Source organism: Xanthobacter aminoxidans (assembly GCF_023571765.1).
GTDB classification, from domain to species: domain Bacteria; phylum Pseudomonadota; class Alphaproteobacteria; order Rhizobiales; family Xanthobacteraceae; genus Xanthobacter; species Xanthobacter aminoxidans.
Window position 1 is genome coordinate 93,216 of record NZ_JAMJXC010000009.1, and the last position, 18,135, is coordinate 111,350.

General features: G+C 66.0%; 15 protein-coding genes. 7 read left to right on the forward strand and 8 right to left on the reverse strand.

What is annotated here, in order from left to right:
- Positions 1–12 precede the first annotated feature (12 nt).
- Positions 13–879, reverse strand: coding sequence for an IclR family transcriptional regulator (locus EJ105_RS15150; protein WP_250167006.1), 867 nt, complete (start codon positions 877–879; stop codon positions 13–15).
- Positions 880–1,109: 230 nt separating this feature from the next.
- Here EJ105_RS15150 and EJ105_RS15155 point away from each other — a divergent pair, with 230 nt between their 5' ends.
- Positions 1,110–1,562 (forward strand): tripartite tricarboxylate transporter TctB family protein, encoded by a 453-nt coding sequence (locus EJ105_RS15155; RefSeq protein ID WP_250167007.1) that lies wholly within the window; start codon positions 1,110–1,112, stop codon positions 1,560–1,562.
- 10 nt (positions 1,563–1,572) lie between these two features.
- Positions 1,573–3,078, forward strand: coding sequence for a tripartite tricarboxylate transporter permease (locus EJ105_RS15160; RefSeq protein ID WP_250167008.1), 1,506 nt, complete (start codon positions 1,573–1,575; stop codon positions 3,076–3,078).
- Positions 3,079–3,164: 86 nt separating this feature from the next.
- Here EJ105_RS15160 and EJ105_RS15165 read toward each other — a convergent pair whose 3' ends face one another.
- The 6 genes from EJ105_RS15165 to EJ105_RS15190 form a co-directional block, all read right to left on the reverse strand.
- Complete coding sequence (locus tag EJ105_RS15165) at positions 3,165–4,070, reverse strand: SDR family oxidoreductase (protein ID WP_250167009.1); 906 nt, start codon at positions 4,068–4,070, stop codon at positions 3,165–3,167.
- A gap of 146 nt (positions 4,071–4,216) precedes the next feature.
- Positions 4,217–5,485, reverse strand: coding sequence for an acetyl-CoA hydrolase/transferase family protein (locus tag EJ105_RS15170; protein WP_250167010.1), 1,269 nt, complete (start codon positions 5,483–5,485; stop codon positions 4,217–4,219).
- Between the two features lie 5 nt (positions 5,486–5,490).
- Positions 5,491–6,687: an acetyl-CoA C-acetyltransferase gene (locus EJ105_RS15175; protein WP_250167011.1), complete on the reverse strand. Its 1,197-nt coding sequence runs from the start codon at positions 6,685–6,687 to the stop codon at positions 5,491–5,493.
- A 29-nt stretch (positions 6,688–6,716) separates the two neighbouring features.
- Positions 6,717–7,880: an acyl-CoA dehydrogenase family protein gene (locus EJ105_RS15180; RefSeq protein WP_250167012.1), complete on the reverse strand. Its 1,164-nt coding sequence runs from the start codon at positions 7,878–7,880 to the stop codon at positions 6,717–6,719.
- Between the two features lie 82 nt (positions 7,881–7,962).
- Positions 7,963–9,129 carry an acyl-CoA dehydrogenase family protein gene (locus EJ105_RS15185; RefSeq protein ID WP_250167013.1) on the reverse strand — a complete coding sequence of 389 codons (1,167 nt, stop codon included), beginning with the start codon at positions 9,127–9,129 and terminating at the stop codon, positions 7,963–7,965.
- 10 nt (positions 9,130–9,139) lie between these two features.
- Positions 9,140–10,225 (reverse strand): acyl-CoA dehydrogenase family protein, encoded by a 1,086-nt coding sequence (locus tag EJ105_RS15190; RefSeq protein WP_250167014.1) that lies wholly within the window; start codon positions 10,223–10,225, stop codon positions 9,140–9,142.
- Between the two features lie 337 nt (positions 10,226–10,562).
- Between EJ105_RS15190 and EJ105_RS15195 the strand changes: the two genes are divergently transcribed.
- Together EJ105_RS15195 and EJ105_RS15200 are read left to right on the forward strand one after the other, a co-directional pair.
- Positions 10,563–11,753 carry an ABC transporter substrate-binding protein gene (locus tag EJ105_RS15195; RefSeq protein ID WP_250167015.1) on the forward strand — a complete coding sequence of 397 codons (1,191 nt, stop codon included), beginning with the start codon at positions 10,563–10,565 and terminating at the stop codon, positions 11,751–11,753.
- Positions 11,754–11,901: 148 nt separating this feature from the next.
- Entirely contained in the window at positions 11,902–12,378 is a 477-nt protein-coding gene (locus EJ105_RS15200; protein WP_250167016.1) for a MarR family winged helix-turn-helix transcriptional regulator, read from the forward strand.
- Between the two features lie 40 nt (positions 12,379–12,418).
- Here EJ105_RS15200 and EJ105_RS15205 read toward each other — a convergent pair whose 3' ends face one another.
- Positions 12,419–13,201, reverse strand: a complete 783-nt coding sequence (locus EJ105_RS15205; protein WP_250167017.1) for an enoyl-CoA hydratase/isomerase family protein — start codon at positions 13,199–13,201, stop codon at positions 12,419–12,421.
- 329 nt (positions 13,202–13,530) lie between these two features.
- On the opposite strand from EJ105_RS15205, the gene EJ105_RS15210 reads away from it, so the two are divergent.
- The 3 genes from EJ105_RS15210 (at position 13,531) to EJ105_RS15220 (ending at position 18,086) form a co-directional block, all read left to right on the forward strand.
- Entirely contained in the window at positions 13,531–15,552 is a 2,022-nt protein-coding gene (locus EJ105_RS15210) for an NADPH-dependent 2,4-dienoyl-CoA reductase (protein WP_250167018.1), read from the forward strand.
- A 10-nt stretch (positions 15,553–15,562) separates the two neighbouring features.
- Positions 15,563–17,215, forward strand: a complete 1,653-nt coding sequence (locus tag EJ105_RS15215) for an AMP-binding protein (protein ID WP_250167019.1) — start codon at positions 15,563–15,565, stop codon at positions 17,213–17,215.
- Between the two features lie 85 nt (positions 17,216–17,300).
- On the forward strand, positions 17,301–18,086 hold the full coding sequence (locus EJ105_RS15220; protein ID WP_250167020.1) for an enoyl-CoA hydratase-related protein: 786 nt from the start codon (positions 17,301–17,303) through the stop codon (positions 18,084–18,086).
- Positions 18,087–18,135 lie beyond the last annotated feature (49 nt).

Genomic DNA, 18,135 nt, shown 5'->3' on the forward strand with positions numbered 1-18,135 from the left:
GACGCAGAGGCCTCAGCCCGCCGCTTCCTGCATCTGGGGCGGGGTCACCGCCGGCTGGTCCGACACGAGGCGAAGCCGGAATTCCCCTTCACTATCTGCCCCCTTGTTGGCGAGATAGTTTGCCATCTCCTCCCGCGCGACCGTCACCAGCTCGCTCTCGCGGGCCTGGAGCGTGTCCACGCAACCGCCGATGCCGATGACCAGCAGCCGCGAGGCCAGTTCGGACGGCAGCTTGATGGCGATCATGCCGTAATTTTCCACGACGCGGTGCTTCGAGAAGGCATATCCCCGCCGCCGGACGCGCGTGAGCTGCGGCAGGAGCTCGGCGATGTCGACTTTTTCCTGCGCCTCGGTGGCGTAGGCGTTCAGGCGATGGACGAGGCGACGCACGTCCTGATCCGGCAGCGCCGAGAGCAGCGCGTGGCCGACGCCGGATGTCGCCAGCGGTCGTTTCATGCCTGTTTGGATATGGTGGGCCACCGCCTCCGGCTGCTTGAGCACATGAACGTACTGGGCGAAATCGCCATTCCGCGCGCCGATCAGGACGAGTTGGCCGGTCCGTTTCTGGATGGCCCGCATCATCCGAAGAAGCGCTCCGTCTTCGAACAGCGAAGGAGAGATCCAGCTGCCCAGCAGCGAGACGCGGTCGGTCGGCAGATAGGTTCGCGCCCGCGCGTCATACTGAAGGTAGCCCATCGTCGCCATGCTGCGCAGAAGAGCCGCGGTGCTGGACTGGGGATAGCCGAGGGCCTCGGAAACGGTAACGACATTTGCAGGGCAGCGGATCTCGTCGAAGTATTCAAGAATTTCCAGGGTCCTGACGGCTGATTTCACGACGTGTGCTTGATCTGCCCCGGTCGCGGACACTTGAATGAGCATGACAACCCTCCCTTGGCAACACGGCTGTTCCGCCGTTTATGAACGCCATTTACATATCTGAATAGCGCTTGGCGGACGTGTCAAGCAGGCCTGCGCCACCTATTGAGCACGGTTGTGTCTTTTCCCGTTCCGGTGCGGCAAGCGCTTGACCCTGAGGCACCCGGCACGAAGTCTTCCCCGCTCCAGAGCCCGCCGGATCGCGGCGAATACGAAGCCCGGAAGGGAGAAGCATGAATCTCAAATTCCTCGGCGCCGAGGATTTCTGGTGCGGCGCGCTCCTGATCGCCATTGCCGCATTCTTCCTGGTTGCGGGAAGCGACCTCGCCGTCGGGACAGCCCTGCGCATGGGGCCCGGCTACGCCCCGCGCGTGCTTGCGGCCTTCGTCGGGATTGCCGGCATCTGCCTGAGCGCACGCAGCCTGCTCACCGAGGGACCGAGACTGCGCGCGATGCCTCTGCGCCCGCTCGTCTTCGTGCTCGGCGCCGTGGCTGTCTTCGCCCTTCTGCTGGACCGGGTCGGGCTGGTATTCACCACCTTCGCGGTCGTTGCGGTTGCGAGCGCCGGCATTGCCGGCCGTCGCATGGGGGAGACGCTCGGCCTGGCCGCGGCTGTGGCGGCCATCTCTGCCCTCGTGTTCGTCTACGGGCTGAAGCTCAACATCCCACTTTGGCCCTCCCTCTGAGCCCCGCGCCATGACCGAGATCTTCTCCAACCTCGCAATGGGCTTCTCCGTCGCCCTCGCTCCCTCGAACCTGATGTTTGCGCTGGCGGGCTGCTTGGTGGGCACGCTGATCGGCGTGCTGCCCGGCCTCGGGCCGGTCGCCACCATGGCGATGCTGTTGCCGCTGACCTTCTATGCGCCCCCCGAGGGCGCCCTGATCATGCTCGCGGGCATCTATTACGGCGCACAATACGGCGGTTCGACCACCGCCATCCTCGTCAACCTGCCCGGCGAGAGCTCGTCGGCCGTGACCTGCATCGACGGCTACCAGATGGCGCGACAGGGCAGGGCGGGCTCGGCGCTTGCGATCGCGGCGCTCGGATCTTTCTTCGCCGGCACTGTCGCGACGGTTCTCATCGCCTTGTTCGCACCCGGACTGTCCCAGGTGGGCCTCGCGTTTCAGCCCGCTGACTACTTTTCCCTCATGGTGCTCGGCCTCGTCGGGGCCATGGTGCTGGCGCACGGCTCGCTCATCAAGGCGTTTGCCATGGTGGCCCTCGGCCTGCTCCTCGGCCTGATCGGCACGGACGTGAACACCGGCGTGCAGCGCTTCGCATTCGGCATCCCGGATCTATCGGACGGCATCGACTTCGTGCCGCTGGCGATGGGCATCTTCGGCCTCAGCGAGATCATCATGAATCTCTCACGGCACGAGGACGAGCGAACCGTGCTTGCGAGCACGGTGAGCCGCCTGTGGCCCAGCCGTTCGGATTTCGCGCGCGCCTGGCCTGCCACGTTGCGCGGCACGGCGCTCGGGTCGGTTCTTGGCATCCTGCCCGGCGGCGGAGCGCTCCTCTCGTCGTTCGCGGCCTATACACTCGAAAAGAAGCTCTCGAAGCACCCGCAGGAATTCGGCCGGGGCGCGGTGGAAGGCGTCGCCGGTCCTGAATCCGCCAACAACGCGGGGGCTCAGACCTCCTTCATTCCGATGCTGACCCTCGGCATTCCGTCCAACGTCATCATGGCCATGCTGATCGGCGCCATGACGATGCAGGGTATCGCTCCCGGACCGCAGGTGATGACTGAACGCCCACAGTTGTTTTGGGGCATGATCGCTTCCATGTGGGTCGGAAACCTGATGCTGGTCGTCATCAATCTTCCCTTGATCGGCATCTGGATCAAGCTGCTGAGCGTGCCCTACCGTCTGCTCTATCCGGCCATCGTGGTATTCTGCGCGATCGGCGTCTACAGCGTGCACAACAGCACGTTCGACGTGGGGATGACGGCCTTTATTGGCTTGGTGGGCTATGCGCTCATCCGCGTCGGCTGCGAGCCGGCACCGCTCGCGCTCGGCTTCGTGCTCGGCCCCATGATGGAAGAGAATCTACGCCGCGCCATGTTGCTCTCGCGCGGGGACCCGATGATCTTCCTGTCCCGGCCCATCAGCCTCTCCTTGCTGATCGTGGCCGTGCTGCTGCTGGCGACCCTCGTTCTGCCCTCGCTTCGCAGCCGGCGAGAGACCGTGTTCCAGGAGTGAAGCTGTCTCAGGACGGCGCACGTCGGTGGAGCCGGGCCGGGCAGGCCCGACCCGGCATCATCGACCGCAATGTGGAGCCGCGGGCGTCACTTGACGCCCATGCGCGCCAGCACGTGGTCGTCCAGGGTGCGCTCGTAGGGCCGGGCGTCGGTCAGGTCGAAGATGCGCGTCTTGTTCTCGGCGAAGTCCTCGATGGTGACGTTCCGCTCGCGCGAGCCGTCGATCACGGCGCCGGTCGCCTTCACGAGCTTCACGCGGGAAAAATATCCGCCTCCGGCTGCGATGATCTCACCCGTGACGTCGCAGGCCTCGCTCGCGAGCCACGCCACCGCGGGAGATACCTGTTCGGGCCGCAGGATATCCTGCAGGGTCGGCGCATTCAGGCCCTGGGTCATGCGGGTCTCGGCGACGGGAGAGATGGCATTTACTTTCACGTTCGCCTTCGCGCCTTCGATCTTCAGATTGTTCATGAAGCCGATCATGCCGGCCTTCGCCGCACTGTAGTTGGTCTGGCCGAAATTGCCGACGAGACCGGAGCCGGACGTGGTCAGGATCACCCGGCCATAGCCTTGCGCCAGAAGATGTGGCCAGGCCGCCTTGGTCACATAGACGGTGCCGAGCAGGTGCACATTGAGGACCAGCTCGAAATCATCGAGCGTCATCTTGGCAAAAGACCTGTCGCGGATGATCCCGGCATTGTTGACCACGATGTCGATGCGGCCGAAATGGTCGAGCGCGGTCTGCACGATGGATTCGGCTCCCGCGCGATCGCTGACGCTCGCGTAATTGGCCGCGGCCTGCCCACCGGCTGAACGGATTTCATCCACCACGCGGTCCGCGGCGCGCTCCGATCCGCCTGCGCCGTCGACGTTCCCGCCGAAGTCGTTGACGACCACCTTCGCGCCCCGGGAGGCGAGCAGAAGGGCGTGCGCGCGCCCAAGCCCGGCGCCTGCGCCCGTCACGAGCGCGACCCTTCCATCAAACCTGATCATGTGAAGCTCCAGCCAAGTGTGAATCTGCCGAGACGGTCCAGCAGCGCATTCAAACCGGTGGGGCATTGTCATGGGGCGCGCCGCCCTGTCCATGGCCCCAGGCGCGATCCCTCATATGTGTGCTCGCGCCCCCTGGGGCCGGCGTCCTATCGTGCCCTCAAGCTGGCGAAGGCGTCGCGCTCCAGCTCTTCGCGGAACTGCGGCGCGGCGATCTCCACCATGCGGCTGACCCGCTGTGCGAGCGACAGGCCGCGCAGGTCCGCGGCGCCGTATTCCGTTACGAACACGCCTGCATCCGACCGCGCGGTGCTGACCGGTCCGTCCAGCCGGGCGACGATGCGGCTGACCGGGCCATTCGGTCCACGGGCGGTCGCGGGCAGGGCGATGATCGGCAGACCGCGCAGGGATCGCGCGGCACCCCGCAGAAAATCGGCGGCGCCGCCCACGGCGCCGACGTAGCGTCCGGCCGCCACTTCGGCGTTGACCTGACCCGTGAGGTCCACCTCCACGGCCGAATTGATGGCGGTGAAGCGGTCCATCCCCGCGAGCACCGCGGGATCATGGGTATAGGATGTCGGCGCGAGCCGGACCGATGGATTGCGATGCAGGAGCCGTGTCAGTCGCTGCGTTCCCGCCACCAGGCCGGTGACGGAAATGCCGGCATCGCGTGTCTTGAAGGCATTGGTGACGGCGCCCCGCTCGATCAGATAGCCGAGCCCGTCGTTGATAAGCCCGGTATGGATGCCGAGGTCGCGATGACCGGACAATTGCCGTGCGATCCGATCCGGCAGGGCACCGAGGCCGACCTGGAGCACCGCGCGATCCTCCACGAGGGCAGCCACGTGCGCGGCGATCCGCGCCTCGGTCTCGCCGGTGGAGATCGCCGGTGGCTCGCTCAGCGGGCGGGCCGTGCGCAGCACCGCATCGATGTCGTCAGGCCCGAGTGTCTGAGCACAGGGGATGGCAGGCGCATCCTCGTTCACTTCCGCGATGACGACCCGGGCGCGCTCGACCAGCGGGGCGAGGTATTCACAGGCGAGGGCGAAACCGTACCGCCCCTCCTGATCCGGCGGTGTGAGCTGAAGCATGAGGACATCCACGCTTTGGCCCAGCACGTCCCCGAGCGTGGAATAGTGCACGGGCAGGATATCAAGCCTGTCCGCAGCGGCGAGGTGCCGGTTGAGACCGGTGCCGCAATACGACACGAACCGAACGTGATCCGTGAACGCCACGTCGACGGTGTCGCTCCAGCTGACACCGATGAAGGCGGTAAAGCCGCCGATCACCGCGCGCTGCGCCATGAGGGCGCGGGTGAGGGTGAGGGGCTCCGCCGCAGCCTGCCCCCAGCAAATGGTGTCGCCGGCCTTCGCGAAGCGCGCGAGATCCGGCGTGGCGGCGTCGAGTTCGACCGGCATGAAACTCAAGCCCGCTCGAAGATGGCCGCCATGCCCTGTCCACCGCCGACGCACATGGTCTCGAGACCATAGCGGGCACCGCGCCGCTTCATCTCGTGCAGCAGCGTCGTCATGATGCGCACCCCGCTGGCACCGATCGGGTGGCCAAGCGAAATGCCGGACCCGTTCACATTCAGCCGGCCCATGTCCTCGAAATGCCACGCCTTCAGCACCGAGAGCACCTGCACCGCGAAGGCTTCGTTGAGTTCCACGAGGTCCATGTCGGCGAGGGAAAGCCCTGCCTTGGCGAGGACGCGGGCCGTCGCCGGTACCGGTCCGATGCCCATGGTCGCCGGCTCGCAGCCGGCAGCCGCCCATCCGACGAAGAAGCCGAGGGGCTCCAGGCCCAGCTCGGCCAGCTTGTCCTCTGCCACCACCAGGCAGGCCGCGGCGGCATCGTTCTGCTGGCTGGCGTTGCCGGCGGTGACCGTGCCGTCCTTCATGACGGGCCTGAGCTTTGCCAGACTTTCGATGCTGGCGTCCGGCCGGATGCCCTCGTCTCGCCGAAAGAACAGCGGCTCGCCCTTCTTCTGCGGCACGGGCACCGGCACCACCTCGTCCGCGAACAGGCCGGCATCCCACGCGGCGCTCGCCTTCCGATGGCTTTCGACGGCGAATGCGTCCGCCGCCTCGCGGGTGATCCCGTATTCTCGGGCAAGGTTCTCCGCCGTCTCCACCATGCCGGAGATGCGGCCGAAGCGCCATTCCGGCTGGGATCGCTCACGGCCCCGGTCGAGCCGGTCGTGGAGTTGCAGGCCGCCCGAGCGCGTGCCCCAGCGTGCGCCGGTGGTGTAATGCTCGATATGGCTCATGCATTCGATGCCGCCGGCGAGCACGACATCGCAGGCGCCGGTGGAAACCATCATGGCGGCTGTCGAGATCGCTTGAAGCCCGCCGCCGCAGCGCCGGTCGAGCTGCATGCCGGGCACCTCGATCGGCAGGCCGGCTTCCAGCGCCAGCCAGCGTCCGACACAGGGCGTCTCGCTGTTGGCATAGGACTGGGCGAAGACGGCGTCCTCGATCCGGGCGGGGTCGACCCCTGACTTCTCAAGCACGGCCTTGATCACCAGGGCACCGAGCTTCTCCGTCGACACATTCCTGAGGGAGCCGCCGAACAGGCCCACCGGCGTGCGGAGGGGGGCGACAATGGCTGCGCGTCGCATGCGGGTCATCCTTTGCAATCCGCCGCGTTTCAGTAGCTGCGGGGTAGACCGAGCACATGCTCGGCGACGTAGGCGAGGATCAGGTTCGTGGAGATGGGGGCGACCTGATAGAGGCGGGTCTCGCGGAACTTGCGTTCCACGTCATATTCCTCGGCGAAGCCGAAGCCGCCGTGGGTCTGCAGGCACACGTTCGCCGCCTCCCAGGAGGCATCGGCCGCCAGCATCTTCGCCATGTTGGCCTCGGCGCCGCAGTCGAGTCCGGCCTCGTAGCGCCGCGCAGCGTCATGCACCATCAGCTCGGCCGCGCGCATGGCCGCATAGGCTTTGGCGATGGGGAACTGAATGCCCTGGTTGCCTCCGATGGGCTTGCCGAAGACCTGCCGCTCGCGCGCATACTTCACGGACGTATCGGTGAACCACTTGGCATCGCCGACGCACTCGGCGGCGATCAGGATGCGCTCGGCGTTCATCCCCGAGAGGATGTAGCGGAAGCCCTTGCCCTCCTCGCCGACGAGATTTTCGGCGGGCACTTCCATGTTGTCGAAGAACACCTCGCAGGTGCTGTGGTTCATCATGGTGCGGATGGGCCGGATGGTGAGCCCGTTGCCGAGCGCCGTGCGCATGTCCACGATGAACACGGAGATGCCGTCCGTCTTCTTGGTCACCTGATCGCGCGGCGTGGTGCGGGCGAGCAAGAGCATGAGGTCGGAGTGCTCGGCCCGACTGGTCCAGATCTTCTGTCCGTTGACGATGTAGCGATCGCCGTCGCGGCGGGCGAACGTGCGCAGCGAGCTGGTGTCTGTGCCGCTCGTCGGCTCGGTCACGCCGAAGGCCTGCAGGCGCAGCTCCCCGGTGGCGATCTTGGGCAGGTATCGACGCTTCTGCGCTTCGGAGCCGTGCCGCAGGATCGTGCCCATGATGTAGAGCTGGGCATGGCAGGCGGCGCCGTTGCAGCCCTCCGCCTGGATGGTTTCCAGGATCGCCGCCGCGGCCGACACGCCGAGGCCCGTGCCGCCGTATTCCTCGGGAATGAGAACCGAGAGGTAGCCCGCTTCCGTCAGGGCGCGGACAAAGTCGGTGGGGTAAGCGCGGGCCTCGTCGAGCTTGCGCCAATAGTCCGCTGGGAAGCGCGCGCACAGCTTTCGGACTTCTTCCCGGATGCTGTCGTGCAAGCCCGAATCGTGAGCAGTCATCGTCGTCATCCTGTTTGCTCTGTGCTGCCCGGCTCAATGGAGCGCCCGGGCGCTAAAAATGGAACCGGAGGCGGCGCGCGGCTCAGCCCGGCAGGCCGAGGACGTTCTTCGCCAGAATGTTGCGCTGGACCTCGCTCGCGCCGCCGTAGATCGTGGACGCACGCGCCGCCAGGAACTGGCCTGCGGGATTGAGGTCCCGGTTGCCGTTGATCGGTTCGAGCCCGGCGGCCGCCTCGCCGCCGATCTCCAGCATCAGCTCGGTGATGCGCTGGTAGAGTTCGCCCTGGTGCAGCTTCAGGAACGAGATGTCCGGCCCGAGCTGCCCGCCGGCCCTGAGGATGTCTGCGAAATGCTCGTAGAGGGCCTTGTGGTCGGCGAGATCGAGGGCGAGGCGGGCATAGCGGTCGCGGAACACCGGTTCGGTCCAGCATCCCACATGCTGCGCCAGCACCTTGAGCCGCTCCAGCGCATTGGCGGACTGCCGGGGCGAGCCGAGGAAAATGCGCTCGAAGCCGAGCAGCGCCTTGGCCATGCTCCAGCCCTTGTTGATCTCGCCGACGAGGTTCTCCCGCGGCACTCGCACGTCGTCGAAAAAGACCTCGCAGAACTCGTCCTGCATCTCGAGGTTCAGGATCGGCCGCACGGTGACGCCGGGGCTATTCATGGGAACGAGCAGGAAGCTGATGCCCTCCTGCTTGCGGGCCGCCGGATCGGTGCGAACCAGCATGAAGATCCAGTCCGCGTCCTGGGCCAGCGTGGTCCAGATCTTCTGGCCGTTGACCACCCAGTGCTCGCCATCGAGCACCGCCCGGGTCTGCACGTTGGCGAGGTCGGACCCGGCGTTGGGCTCGCTGTAGCCTTGGCACCAGATGTGCTCGCCGGAGATGATCTTCGGCAGGAATTCCTGCTGCTGCGCCGTGCTGCCGTAGCGGATGAGGAGCGGCCCGAGCAGCATGATGCCGTGGTCCGGCATCCGGGCGGCTCCGAACTGCTCGAACTCCTCCATGTAGATCAGCTGCTTGGCGGCAGACAGCCCCATGCCGCCATGGGTGCGCGGCCACCCCGGCGCCAGCCATCCGTGGGCCGAAAGGGTCATGTACCAGCACCGGATTTCGTCCCAGTGCAGCCGCTTGGGCGGGTTCCGCAGATCTTGCGGATAGTGCTCCTTCAGGAAGGCCCGTGCGAGCGCGCGGAACGCCTCGTCGTCGAGGGCATCGAAATCGTCGAGCCGGTAGAGCGAAGTGGTCATGTGCGCTTCCTCAGGCAGTCCGAGCGGGGGCGGGGCTGGCCTCGGCGCTGTCGCCGAACGTCAGCGCGGCGAAGCGCGCGCGGTGAAAGGCCGAGCCGCCGAACGCGGGGGCGAGCACCATCGCCTTCCGCAGGTAGAGGCCGATGTCGCATTCGTCTGTGAAGCCGATGCCTCCGTGAAGTTGCACGGCTTGACGCGCCACCAGAAGGGCCGCGTCCGAGGCGCGGGCCTTGGCGCGCGAGACAGCTGCGCGGCGCTCGTCGATGCCGACGTTCGTATCCGCGATCCGCGCTGCATCCTCGACGCTGACGCGGGCGAGAACGGCCTGGAGCTTCAGGTCGACGCAGCGGTGCTGCAGGGCCTGGAAGGTGCCGATAACGGCGCCGAACTGCTTGCGCACCTTCAGGTACGCGACGGTGCGCTCCAGCACCGCGTCGGCGAGACCCAGCAGGTAGGCCGCGGTGGCGAGGCAGGCATCGTCCAGCCCATCTTCGAGCCGCCCCGGGAGCTTCTCCGCGGGCGCGTCGTTGAACACCAATGTCCCCGAATGGCTTCCGTCCTGCATGGTGACAGCCTCGATCACCAGGCCCGGTGCGTCCGAACGCACAAGGAAAGATCCCTCCCGGCTTGTCACCACGAACGCATCCGCACCACGGGGCGAAGGAACGAACAGCTTGCGGCCGCTGATCCGGCCCTGCTGCACGGAGGTTGCCGGGGCCGCGTCGGGATCGGCGGCCTGTTCCTGGAAAGCTGGAAGGACGACGAGGCGCCCCTCCAGCGCCGCGGTGCGCTCAGGTTCAGCCAGGACGCGCACCGCGAGGGCGGCCGGGATCAGCGGCTCCGGGACGATTGCGGCACCCAGCTCCTCTGCCAGCGCGCACATTTCCACCATGCCGAGACCGGAGCCCCCGTCCGATTCCGGCAGGCGCAGCCCCAGCCAGCCGAGATCGCACATCTCTTTGAGAATCTGTCGATCAAAGCCGGTCTCGGAAAAGCGGAGCTTGCGGGTGCGGCCGACATCCCCGCGGTCCGCGATGCCCGCGGCGCTCTCCCGGATCATCCGAGCGCCTTCCAGGCGTTCTGCGGTGATCGTCATGCGTGTCCTCCAGAATGCGTCTGGTCTGTCTCGGCAGTGCCTTGCTGGCCACCCGATAGCATGACCGACTGCGCTTTGCGGTCGGCCGTCACGAAAAGCACAGGTGTGTTCAATGGCCCCCTGCGGGCTGCCGGACAGCGAAGGCGTAAGGTGCGCCTTGGAGTATATAAGTTGACATAAATTCTCGCGGGGCGATTGCTGCGGCGCAGAAATCAACGCAAATATAATAATTTATAATTCAAGTGGCCATCCATCGCGCACGATATGCGCAATATATTGACTGAAAGTCAGGCGGCTGACATCGTCGTTTCCCTAACGATAAATGGGGGAAACGACCATGCTCCGGATTGCCGCCGCGATGGCGCTCTCGCTCTTCGCGGGATCCATTGCCTATGCCGAGATGACCGTGAGGGTCGGCGTTCTGACCGATCTCACCGGCCCTTACGCTTCGCTGTCCGGGGAGGGCTCCATAACGGCAGCCAAGCTTGCCGCGGAAGAGTTCGAGGCGAGCAATCCGGGCGTCAAGGTCGACGTGATCTTCGGCGACCATCAGAACAAGGCGGACATCGGCTCGGCGATTGTCCGCAAGTGGTACGATCAGGGCGACGTCGATGCGGTGGTGGACATCACCAATTCAGCCGTGGCTTTCGCGGTGAACCAGATCACGCGCGAGCGCAACAAGGTGTTTCTGGCCTCCGGTCCTGCGAGCCCCGATCTTTACGGGAAGGCCTGCGCGCCTACGACGGTCCTGTGGACATACGATACCTACGCCATGAGCCAGGGGACCGGCCGGGCCCTCGCCAAGTCCGGCGGCAGCAAATGGTTTTTCATTACTGCGGACTATGCATTCGGGCACGCTTTGGAGCGCGACACCACGCGCGTCGTCGAAAGCGAAGGCGGCAAGGTCGTCGGGCAGGTGCGCGCTCCGCTCAATACGGCGGACTTCTCGCCCTTTCTGTTGCAGGCCCAGTCTTCGGGGGCAAACGTGCTCGGGCTCGCCAATGCGGGGCTCGACATGATCAATACGGTCAAGCAGGCCTCGGAGTTCGGCATCGCGCGGTCTGGAATGAAGCTCGCCGGCCTGCTGGTCATGATCACGGATGTGCGCAGCCTCGGCCTCAATGCTGCGCAGGGTCTGGTCGTCACCGAGCCCTTCTACTGGGATCTGAATCCGGCAACGCGACGGTGGTCCCAGAAGTTTGCCGAGCGGGCGCGGGGCAAGATGCCGAGTTCGGCGCAGGCAGGGGCTTATTCCGCCACGCTGCACTACCTGAAGGCGGTCGCGGCGCTCGGCTCCAAGACCGATGGCGCCGAGGTTGTCCGGAAGATGAAGGCGATGCCGGCCTCCGATCCGGCCTTCGGCAACGGCATGATCCGCAAGGATGGCCGCAAGCTGCACGACATGTTCGTCTTTGAGGTGAAAACCCCCAGCGAATCCAAATCGGAATGGGATCTCTACAAGCTGGTCGCGACCATTGCGCCGGAGCAGGCCTTCAAGCCGATGGGCGACTGCGTGGCGCTGCAGTGAGAGGCGCCCGGAGGCCGCCCGGTGGACCCGCCCGCCGGGCGGTCTCCGCATTGTAATGTGCAGGAGCCGAAAGTAGTTTTGGCTGCGAATGGTTCGGGCGGGTGCTGGCATGGGGCGAAGCGCAACCCGAGCGCATGACGGAACCGAGATGAAGAACCGTTCGACGTCCGCTGCAGCCTCCACAAGCCTCACGGCGCTGCACAACCGGTTGTTTTTTCGCGTTTTCCAGGTCGGAAACATGCTTCAGCGGCAGGCTGCCCAGGAGGTCGGGATCAGCTCTGTTCAGTGGGCTGTCCTGGGGGCACTCTCAAGTCCTCGCTATCAGGAAGGCATGACGGTGACTCAGCTGGCCGAACATCTGGCGGTCAGCCGGCAGAACCTCGATGGTGTGCTCACCAGGCTGGAGCGCGACGGTCATGTCGTTCGCGTGCCCGATGCCACGGACAGGCGCACCCGCCGCGTGACCATGACCGAGGGCGGCTGGGCCTTCTGGAACGGGCTGCAGGCGACGATCGAAGCCTTCTACGCCCAGTCCATCCATGATTTCAGCTTCGACGACAAAGTTGCCTGTGTTCATTTTCTGAACAAGCTGCTCACCAACATGCGGAATGTGAAGCTGGGCTAGGCGGGCGCCGCTGGTTCTGCCGGGCGCCCGCCTGTGCTGCCTATGCGTTCACTGGCTGGCGATTGAACTGCGGCGTCCGCTTTTCCCGGAACGCGGCGATCCCTTCCCGTGCATCGGCGGAGACGAAGGCCTCGGCGAGCAGGTCGGCTTCCGCGTCAAGGCCTGCTGCAAGCGGGAGGGTGGATGCCGCCTCGATCGCCTGGCGTGCCAGAAGGCTTGTGCTCCGGCTGAATGCGGTGAAGCGTGCTGCGAAGGCGAGCCCGGCCGCGGTTGCGTCGTCCCCTTCGACGACCGCCTGGACGAGGCCGATGCGCTCGGCTTCCGTGGCATCGATCGTTCGTCCAGAGAGGATGAGCTCGGCGGCACGCGCCGGCCCCACGAGCCGGGGCAGGCGCTGGGTGCCGCCGTATCCGGGGATGAGGCCGAGCTTGATCTCCGGGAGGCCCAGCTTTGCGTCGGGCAGCGCGATGCGGAAGGTGCACGCCATGGCGAGTTCGAGGCCGCCGCCGAGCGCGAAGCCCCGGATGACGGCGATGGACGGCATCGGGAGGTGATCGAGCTTGGCGAACGTCGACTGACCAAGCAGCACCGCGCGGTGCTGCTCTTCCCGTGTGCGGCCCTCGATCTCCTTGATGTCGGCGCCTGCGCAAAAGGCGCGGTCGCCCGCACCCACGATGACCAGTGCGGAAGCGTGCGAGGCTGCGACGGTATCGAGCGCGCGGCCGATGTCTGCAATCACCCCCGCGTTCAGCGCGTTGCGCGCTTCGACGCGGTCGATCACCATGATTGCGACGTCATCACGCCAGTCGATGTGGACCGCCATGGCATTCTCCTCTTTCCGCCAGCGCTGTGCCCGTGAATGTCCGGGTTTGGTGTCAACATATTTACGTGTTTTTCCGCGATGAGCGCAATTCCTTGCGGATATCGAGGTCGGGTGGATGGTGATTTTTAAGGGGGGAAGGTGCCGCTCCACAGCAGTCTCTCATGTGAGAACACATACGTGTGAAACGTGCGTGTAGAATGGTCATCGGGGTCGAACCTGCGAGAGGATTGAAGCCGCAGAAGGTGCGAATCCAAATTAAGTAAAGATATTGACGGTTATTCGGGGCGGATCTAGGTTTGGAGAAAATACAAACCGGATCGGGAGGAAAGATGTCGCCGTACCCAAAGCTCATGGAGCCGCTGCACCTTCGCGCCACCACGCTGCGCAATCGCATCGTGATGGGCGCAATGCACACCCGCCTGGAGACCCTCGATCGGGCCAACGAGCGTCTGGCGGCGTTCTACGGCGCGCGGGCCCGTGGCGAGGTCGGTCTGGTGCTGACCGGCGGATACGCGCCCAACCCTGATGGCATCTTCGAGCCGGGCGCTCCGGCCTTTTACGATGCGTCGAGGATGGATGAGCACCGCGCCATCGTCGGTGCCGTCCATGACGGCGGGGCGAAGATCGCGCTTCAGATCGTTCATTCGGGTCGCTATGCCAAGCACGACCGGTGTGTGGGTGCATCCACACTGCGGTCACGCATCAATCCCATCGGCCCGCGCGCGCTGACGACTGCGGAGGTCTGGCGCACCGTCTCCGATTTCGCAGCCACCGCGGCGCTGGCGCGGGAGGCGGGTTACGACGGCGTCGAGGTCATGGGGTCGGAAGGCTACCTCATCAACCAGTTCACGGCCCCGTTTACCAACCAGCGCGAGGACGAATTCGGCGGCAGCCTGGAAAATCGCGTGCGTTTCCCCGTTGAAATCGTGAAGGCTGTTCGGGAGAAGGCCGGGGACGATTTCCTTCTGATCTATCGCATCTCCGCGGTGGATCTGGTCGAGGGCGGAATGCCCGGCGATGAAGTGCAGGAACTGGCGCGGCGGGTCGAGGCCGCCGGGGCGGACCTCTTCAACACCGGGATCGGCTGGCACGAATCCGCCATACCCACCATCGCGGCCGCAGTGCCTCGCGCGGCCTGGAGCTACGCTGTCCGGAACGTCAAGGAGGCGGTGGGCATTCCCGTCATCGCCTCGAACCGCATCAACACCCCCGACGTCGCGGAAGACATCATCGAAAGCGGCGTGGCGGATCTCGTCTCCATGGCGCGGCCCCTGCTTGCGGACCCCGATTTCGCCCGGAAGGTGCGCCTCGGCCGTGCCAACGAGATCAACACCTGCATCGCCTGCAACCAGGCCTGCCTCGATCGCATCTTCACGGAACGCACGGCCACCTGCCTGGTCAATCCCCGGGCAGGGCGCGAGATCGAATTCGCGGACGCCCCGGCGCTGTCAGCGAAGCGGATCGCGGTGGTGGGGGGCGGGCCTGCGGGCATGGCATTCGCCGTGAATGCGGCCGAGCGCGGGCATCAGGTGACGCTCTACGAGGCCGCGAGCGAACTGGGCGGCCAGCTCAACATGGCCCGTGCGGTGCCTGGCAAGAGCGAGTTCAACGAAATGCTGCGCTACTTCCGCACGCGCCTCAAGGCGCTGGCGGTGGAGCTGCGGCTCGGCCACTCCGTGGAGGCGGAGGAGCTGACCCGGGAGCGTTTCGATGAGATCGTGGTGGCCACGGGCGTGCGCCCGCGCCGCCCGGATATCGCCGGCCTCGATCACCCGAAGGTGCTCTCCTACGTGGATGTTCTTTCGCGCAAGGTGCCCGTGGGCCGCCGCGTGGCGATCATCGGGGCCGGCGGCATCGGCTTCGACGTGGCCGAGTATCTGGTGGGAGAGGACAGTGAAGCCCTCGTGCCGGAAACCTTCCTCAGCACCTGGGGGGCGGATGCGGAGCTGCGCAGTGCCGGCGGCCTGACGGAGCCGGCCGGTGAGCGGCCGCCGCCGCGCGAGCTCTTCATGTTCCAGCGCAAGCCGGAGGCGTTGGGCCGGCGGCTCGGCAAGTCCACGGGCTGGATCCTCAAGACGAAGCTCAGGCGCGCCCATGTCGCCATGATCGCCGGCGCCGAATATCGCGCCGTGGACGATGCCGGCCTGCACTATGTCACCGACGGAGTGCCGCACGTCCTCGACGTGGATCAGGTGATCCTGTGCGCGGGCCAGGAATCGGAGCGCACCCTGTACGACCGCCTCGCGTCCCTCGGCGCCCCTGTGCGGTTGATCGGAGGCGCGGACGTGGCGGCGGAGCTCGACGCCCTCCGTGCCATCGATCAGGCCACCCATCTCGCCGTCGCCATCTGAGGAGAGCGGCATGACCAGCAAATATGATGTCGGTCTGGAGCGGCGCGGCGCGAACTTCCGGCCGCTTACGCCGCTTCATTTTCTCGACAGGGCTGCCGACGTCTACCCGGACCGCACGGCAGTGATCTACGGCGAGGCGCGCTACACTTGGCGCATGTTCGCGCAGCGTTGCCGGCAACTCGCCTCCGCGCTCATCTCCGCCGGGATCGAGCGGGGCGACACCGTGTCCATCTTCTCACTCAACACGCCGGCCATGCTGGAGGCTCAGTTCGGAATCCCGCTGTCGGGCGCCGTCATCAACTGCCTCAACAGCCGGCTCGATGCGCCTGCGGTCGCTTTCATCCTGGCGCACAGCGAGGCGCGGATCGTCCTCGTCGACCGGCAGCTCGCTCCGGTGGCGCAGGAGGCTCTGCGTTTGATGGAGGCGCCGCCGCGCGTCATCGATATTGACGATCCGGCCGGCGCCGACTTCCCCCTTCTCGGTGACACCGAGTACGAAGCGTTCATTGCCGCCGGGGATCCCGCCGCCGAGCTGCGCTGGCCGGAGGACGAGTGGGACGCCATCGCGCTCAACTACACCTCGGGAACCACCGGCGATCCCAAGGGTGTGGTGTATCACCATCGCGGGGCCTACCTGAACGCCCTCGGCCAGATCATCAATGGGCGCATGACCGGCGCGCGTCCGGTCTATCTGTGGACGCTTCCGCTCTTTCACTGCAACGGCTGGTGCTTCGCCTGGGCGCTGGCGGCGGTGGGCGGCACCCAGATCTGCATGCGCAAGGTTTCCGCTGAGGGCATGTACGAGGCGATTTCCGAGCACGGCGTCACGCTTCTGTGCGGCGCTCCGATCGTGCTCGGCTTCCTCGCCGATGGCGCGCCGTCAGGTTGGACGCGGCCCGCCGCACCAATCCGTGTGCTGTCGGGCGGCGCCTCGCCGCCCGCGCCGGTGTTCAAGCGGCTTGCCGAACTCGGCTTCGAGGTGGTCCATCTCTATGGCATGACGGAGATGCACGGAGTCACCACCCTGTGCGAGCCGCAGGAGGCGTGGGACGACCTCGATATCGACGAGCGCATGAAGCATGTCGCCCGTCAGGGCGTCCGCGCTGTCCTCGCCGATGAAATGATCGTGGGTGACCCGGTGACGCTCGAGCCCGTCCCCCGGGATGGTCAGACCATCGGCGAGGTATTCATGCGCGGCAATATCGCCATGAAGGGCTACCTCAAGAACCCCAGGGCGACCGAGGAAGCGTTCGCGGAGGATTGGTACCATACCGGCGACCTCGCCGTGATCCATGATGACGGCTACATCGAGGTAAAGGACCGCTCCAAGGACATCATCATCTCGGGCGGAGAGAACATCTCTTCCATCGAGGTCGAGGAAGCCCTCTACAGCCATCCCTGGGTGGCCGGCGCAGCCGTGGTGGCCGTACCGGACCCGAAGTGGGGCGAAACCCCCTGTGCGGTCGTGGAGCTGAAACCTGGCGCGCCGGGCGGCATCACGGAAGCCGACATCATCCGCTACTGTCGCGAGCGGCTCGCCGCCTACAAATGTCCCCGCCATGTGATCTTCGAGCCATTGGTCCGCACGGCGACCGGCAAGCTCCAGAAGTTCAGGCTGAGGACGCACGCGGCCGAGCAGCTCGCCGCAAAGGGCCGGATCTGAGGCGCGGCGCATCCGTCGCCCTCCGCAATCCCCAGGGCTGCCGGCCAATGCGGCAGCTTCATCTCGCACGGACAGGGAGTTCCACATGACCGGTTTCACCGACATCCTCTACGAGGCGTCGGGGGGCGTCGCCCGCATCACCATCAATCGCCCGGACAAGTACAATGCCTTCCGGGGGCAGACCTGCGAGGAGCTCATCACCGCCTTCAACCGGGCCGGCTGGGACAAGTCCGTGGGCGTGATCGTACTCACCGGCGCAGGCGACAAGGCGTTCTGCACCGGTGGCGACCAGTCGGCCCACGACGGCGGCTATGACGGCCGCGGTCTTGTCGGCCTGCCGGTGGAAGACCTGCAGACGGTCATCCGCGACATGCCCAAGCCCGTCATTGCGCGGGTGAACGGCTACGCCATCGGCGGCGGCAATGTGCTGGTGACGTGCTGCGACCTCGCCATCGCGTCGGAGACCGCGCAGTTCGGGCAGGTCGGGCCGAGGGTCGGCTCGGTGGATCCCGGCTTCGGGACGGCCCTGCTCGCACGCACGGTGGGTGAGAAGAAGGCGCGGGAGATCTGGTATCTCTGCCGACGCTACAAGGCCCAGGACGCGCTGGAGATGGGGCTGGTGAACCGCGTGGTGCCGGCGGACGAACTCGATGCGGAAGTGGCCCGGTGGTGCGACGAAATTCTCGCCTTGAGTCCCACCGCGATCGCCATCGCCAAGCGCTCCTTCAATGCCGATTCCGAATCCATTCGCGGCATCAGCGCCCTCGGGATGCAGACGCTTGCGCTCTACTACGAAACCGCCGAATCCAAGGAGGGCGTGACCGCCTTCATGGAGAAGCGCAAGCCGCGGTTCCGGAACACGGGCGAGTGAAGATCCTCTCCCGCCGGCTTCGGCCGGCGGGACACCAGGAAAGGGAGAC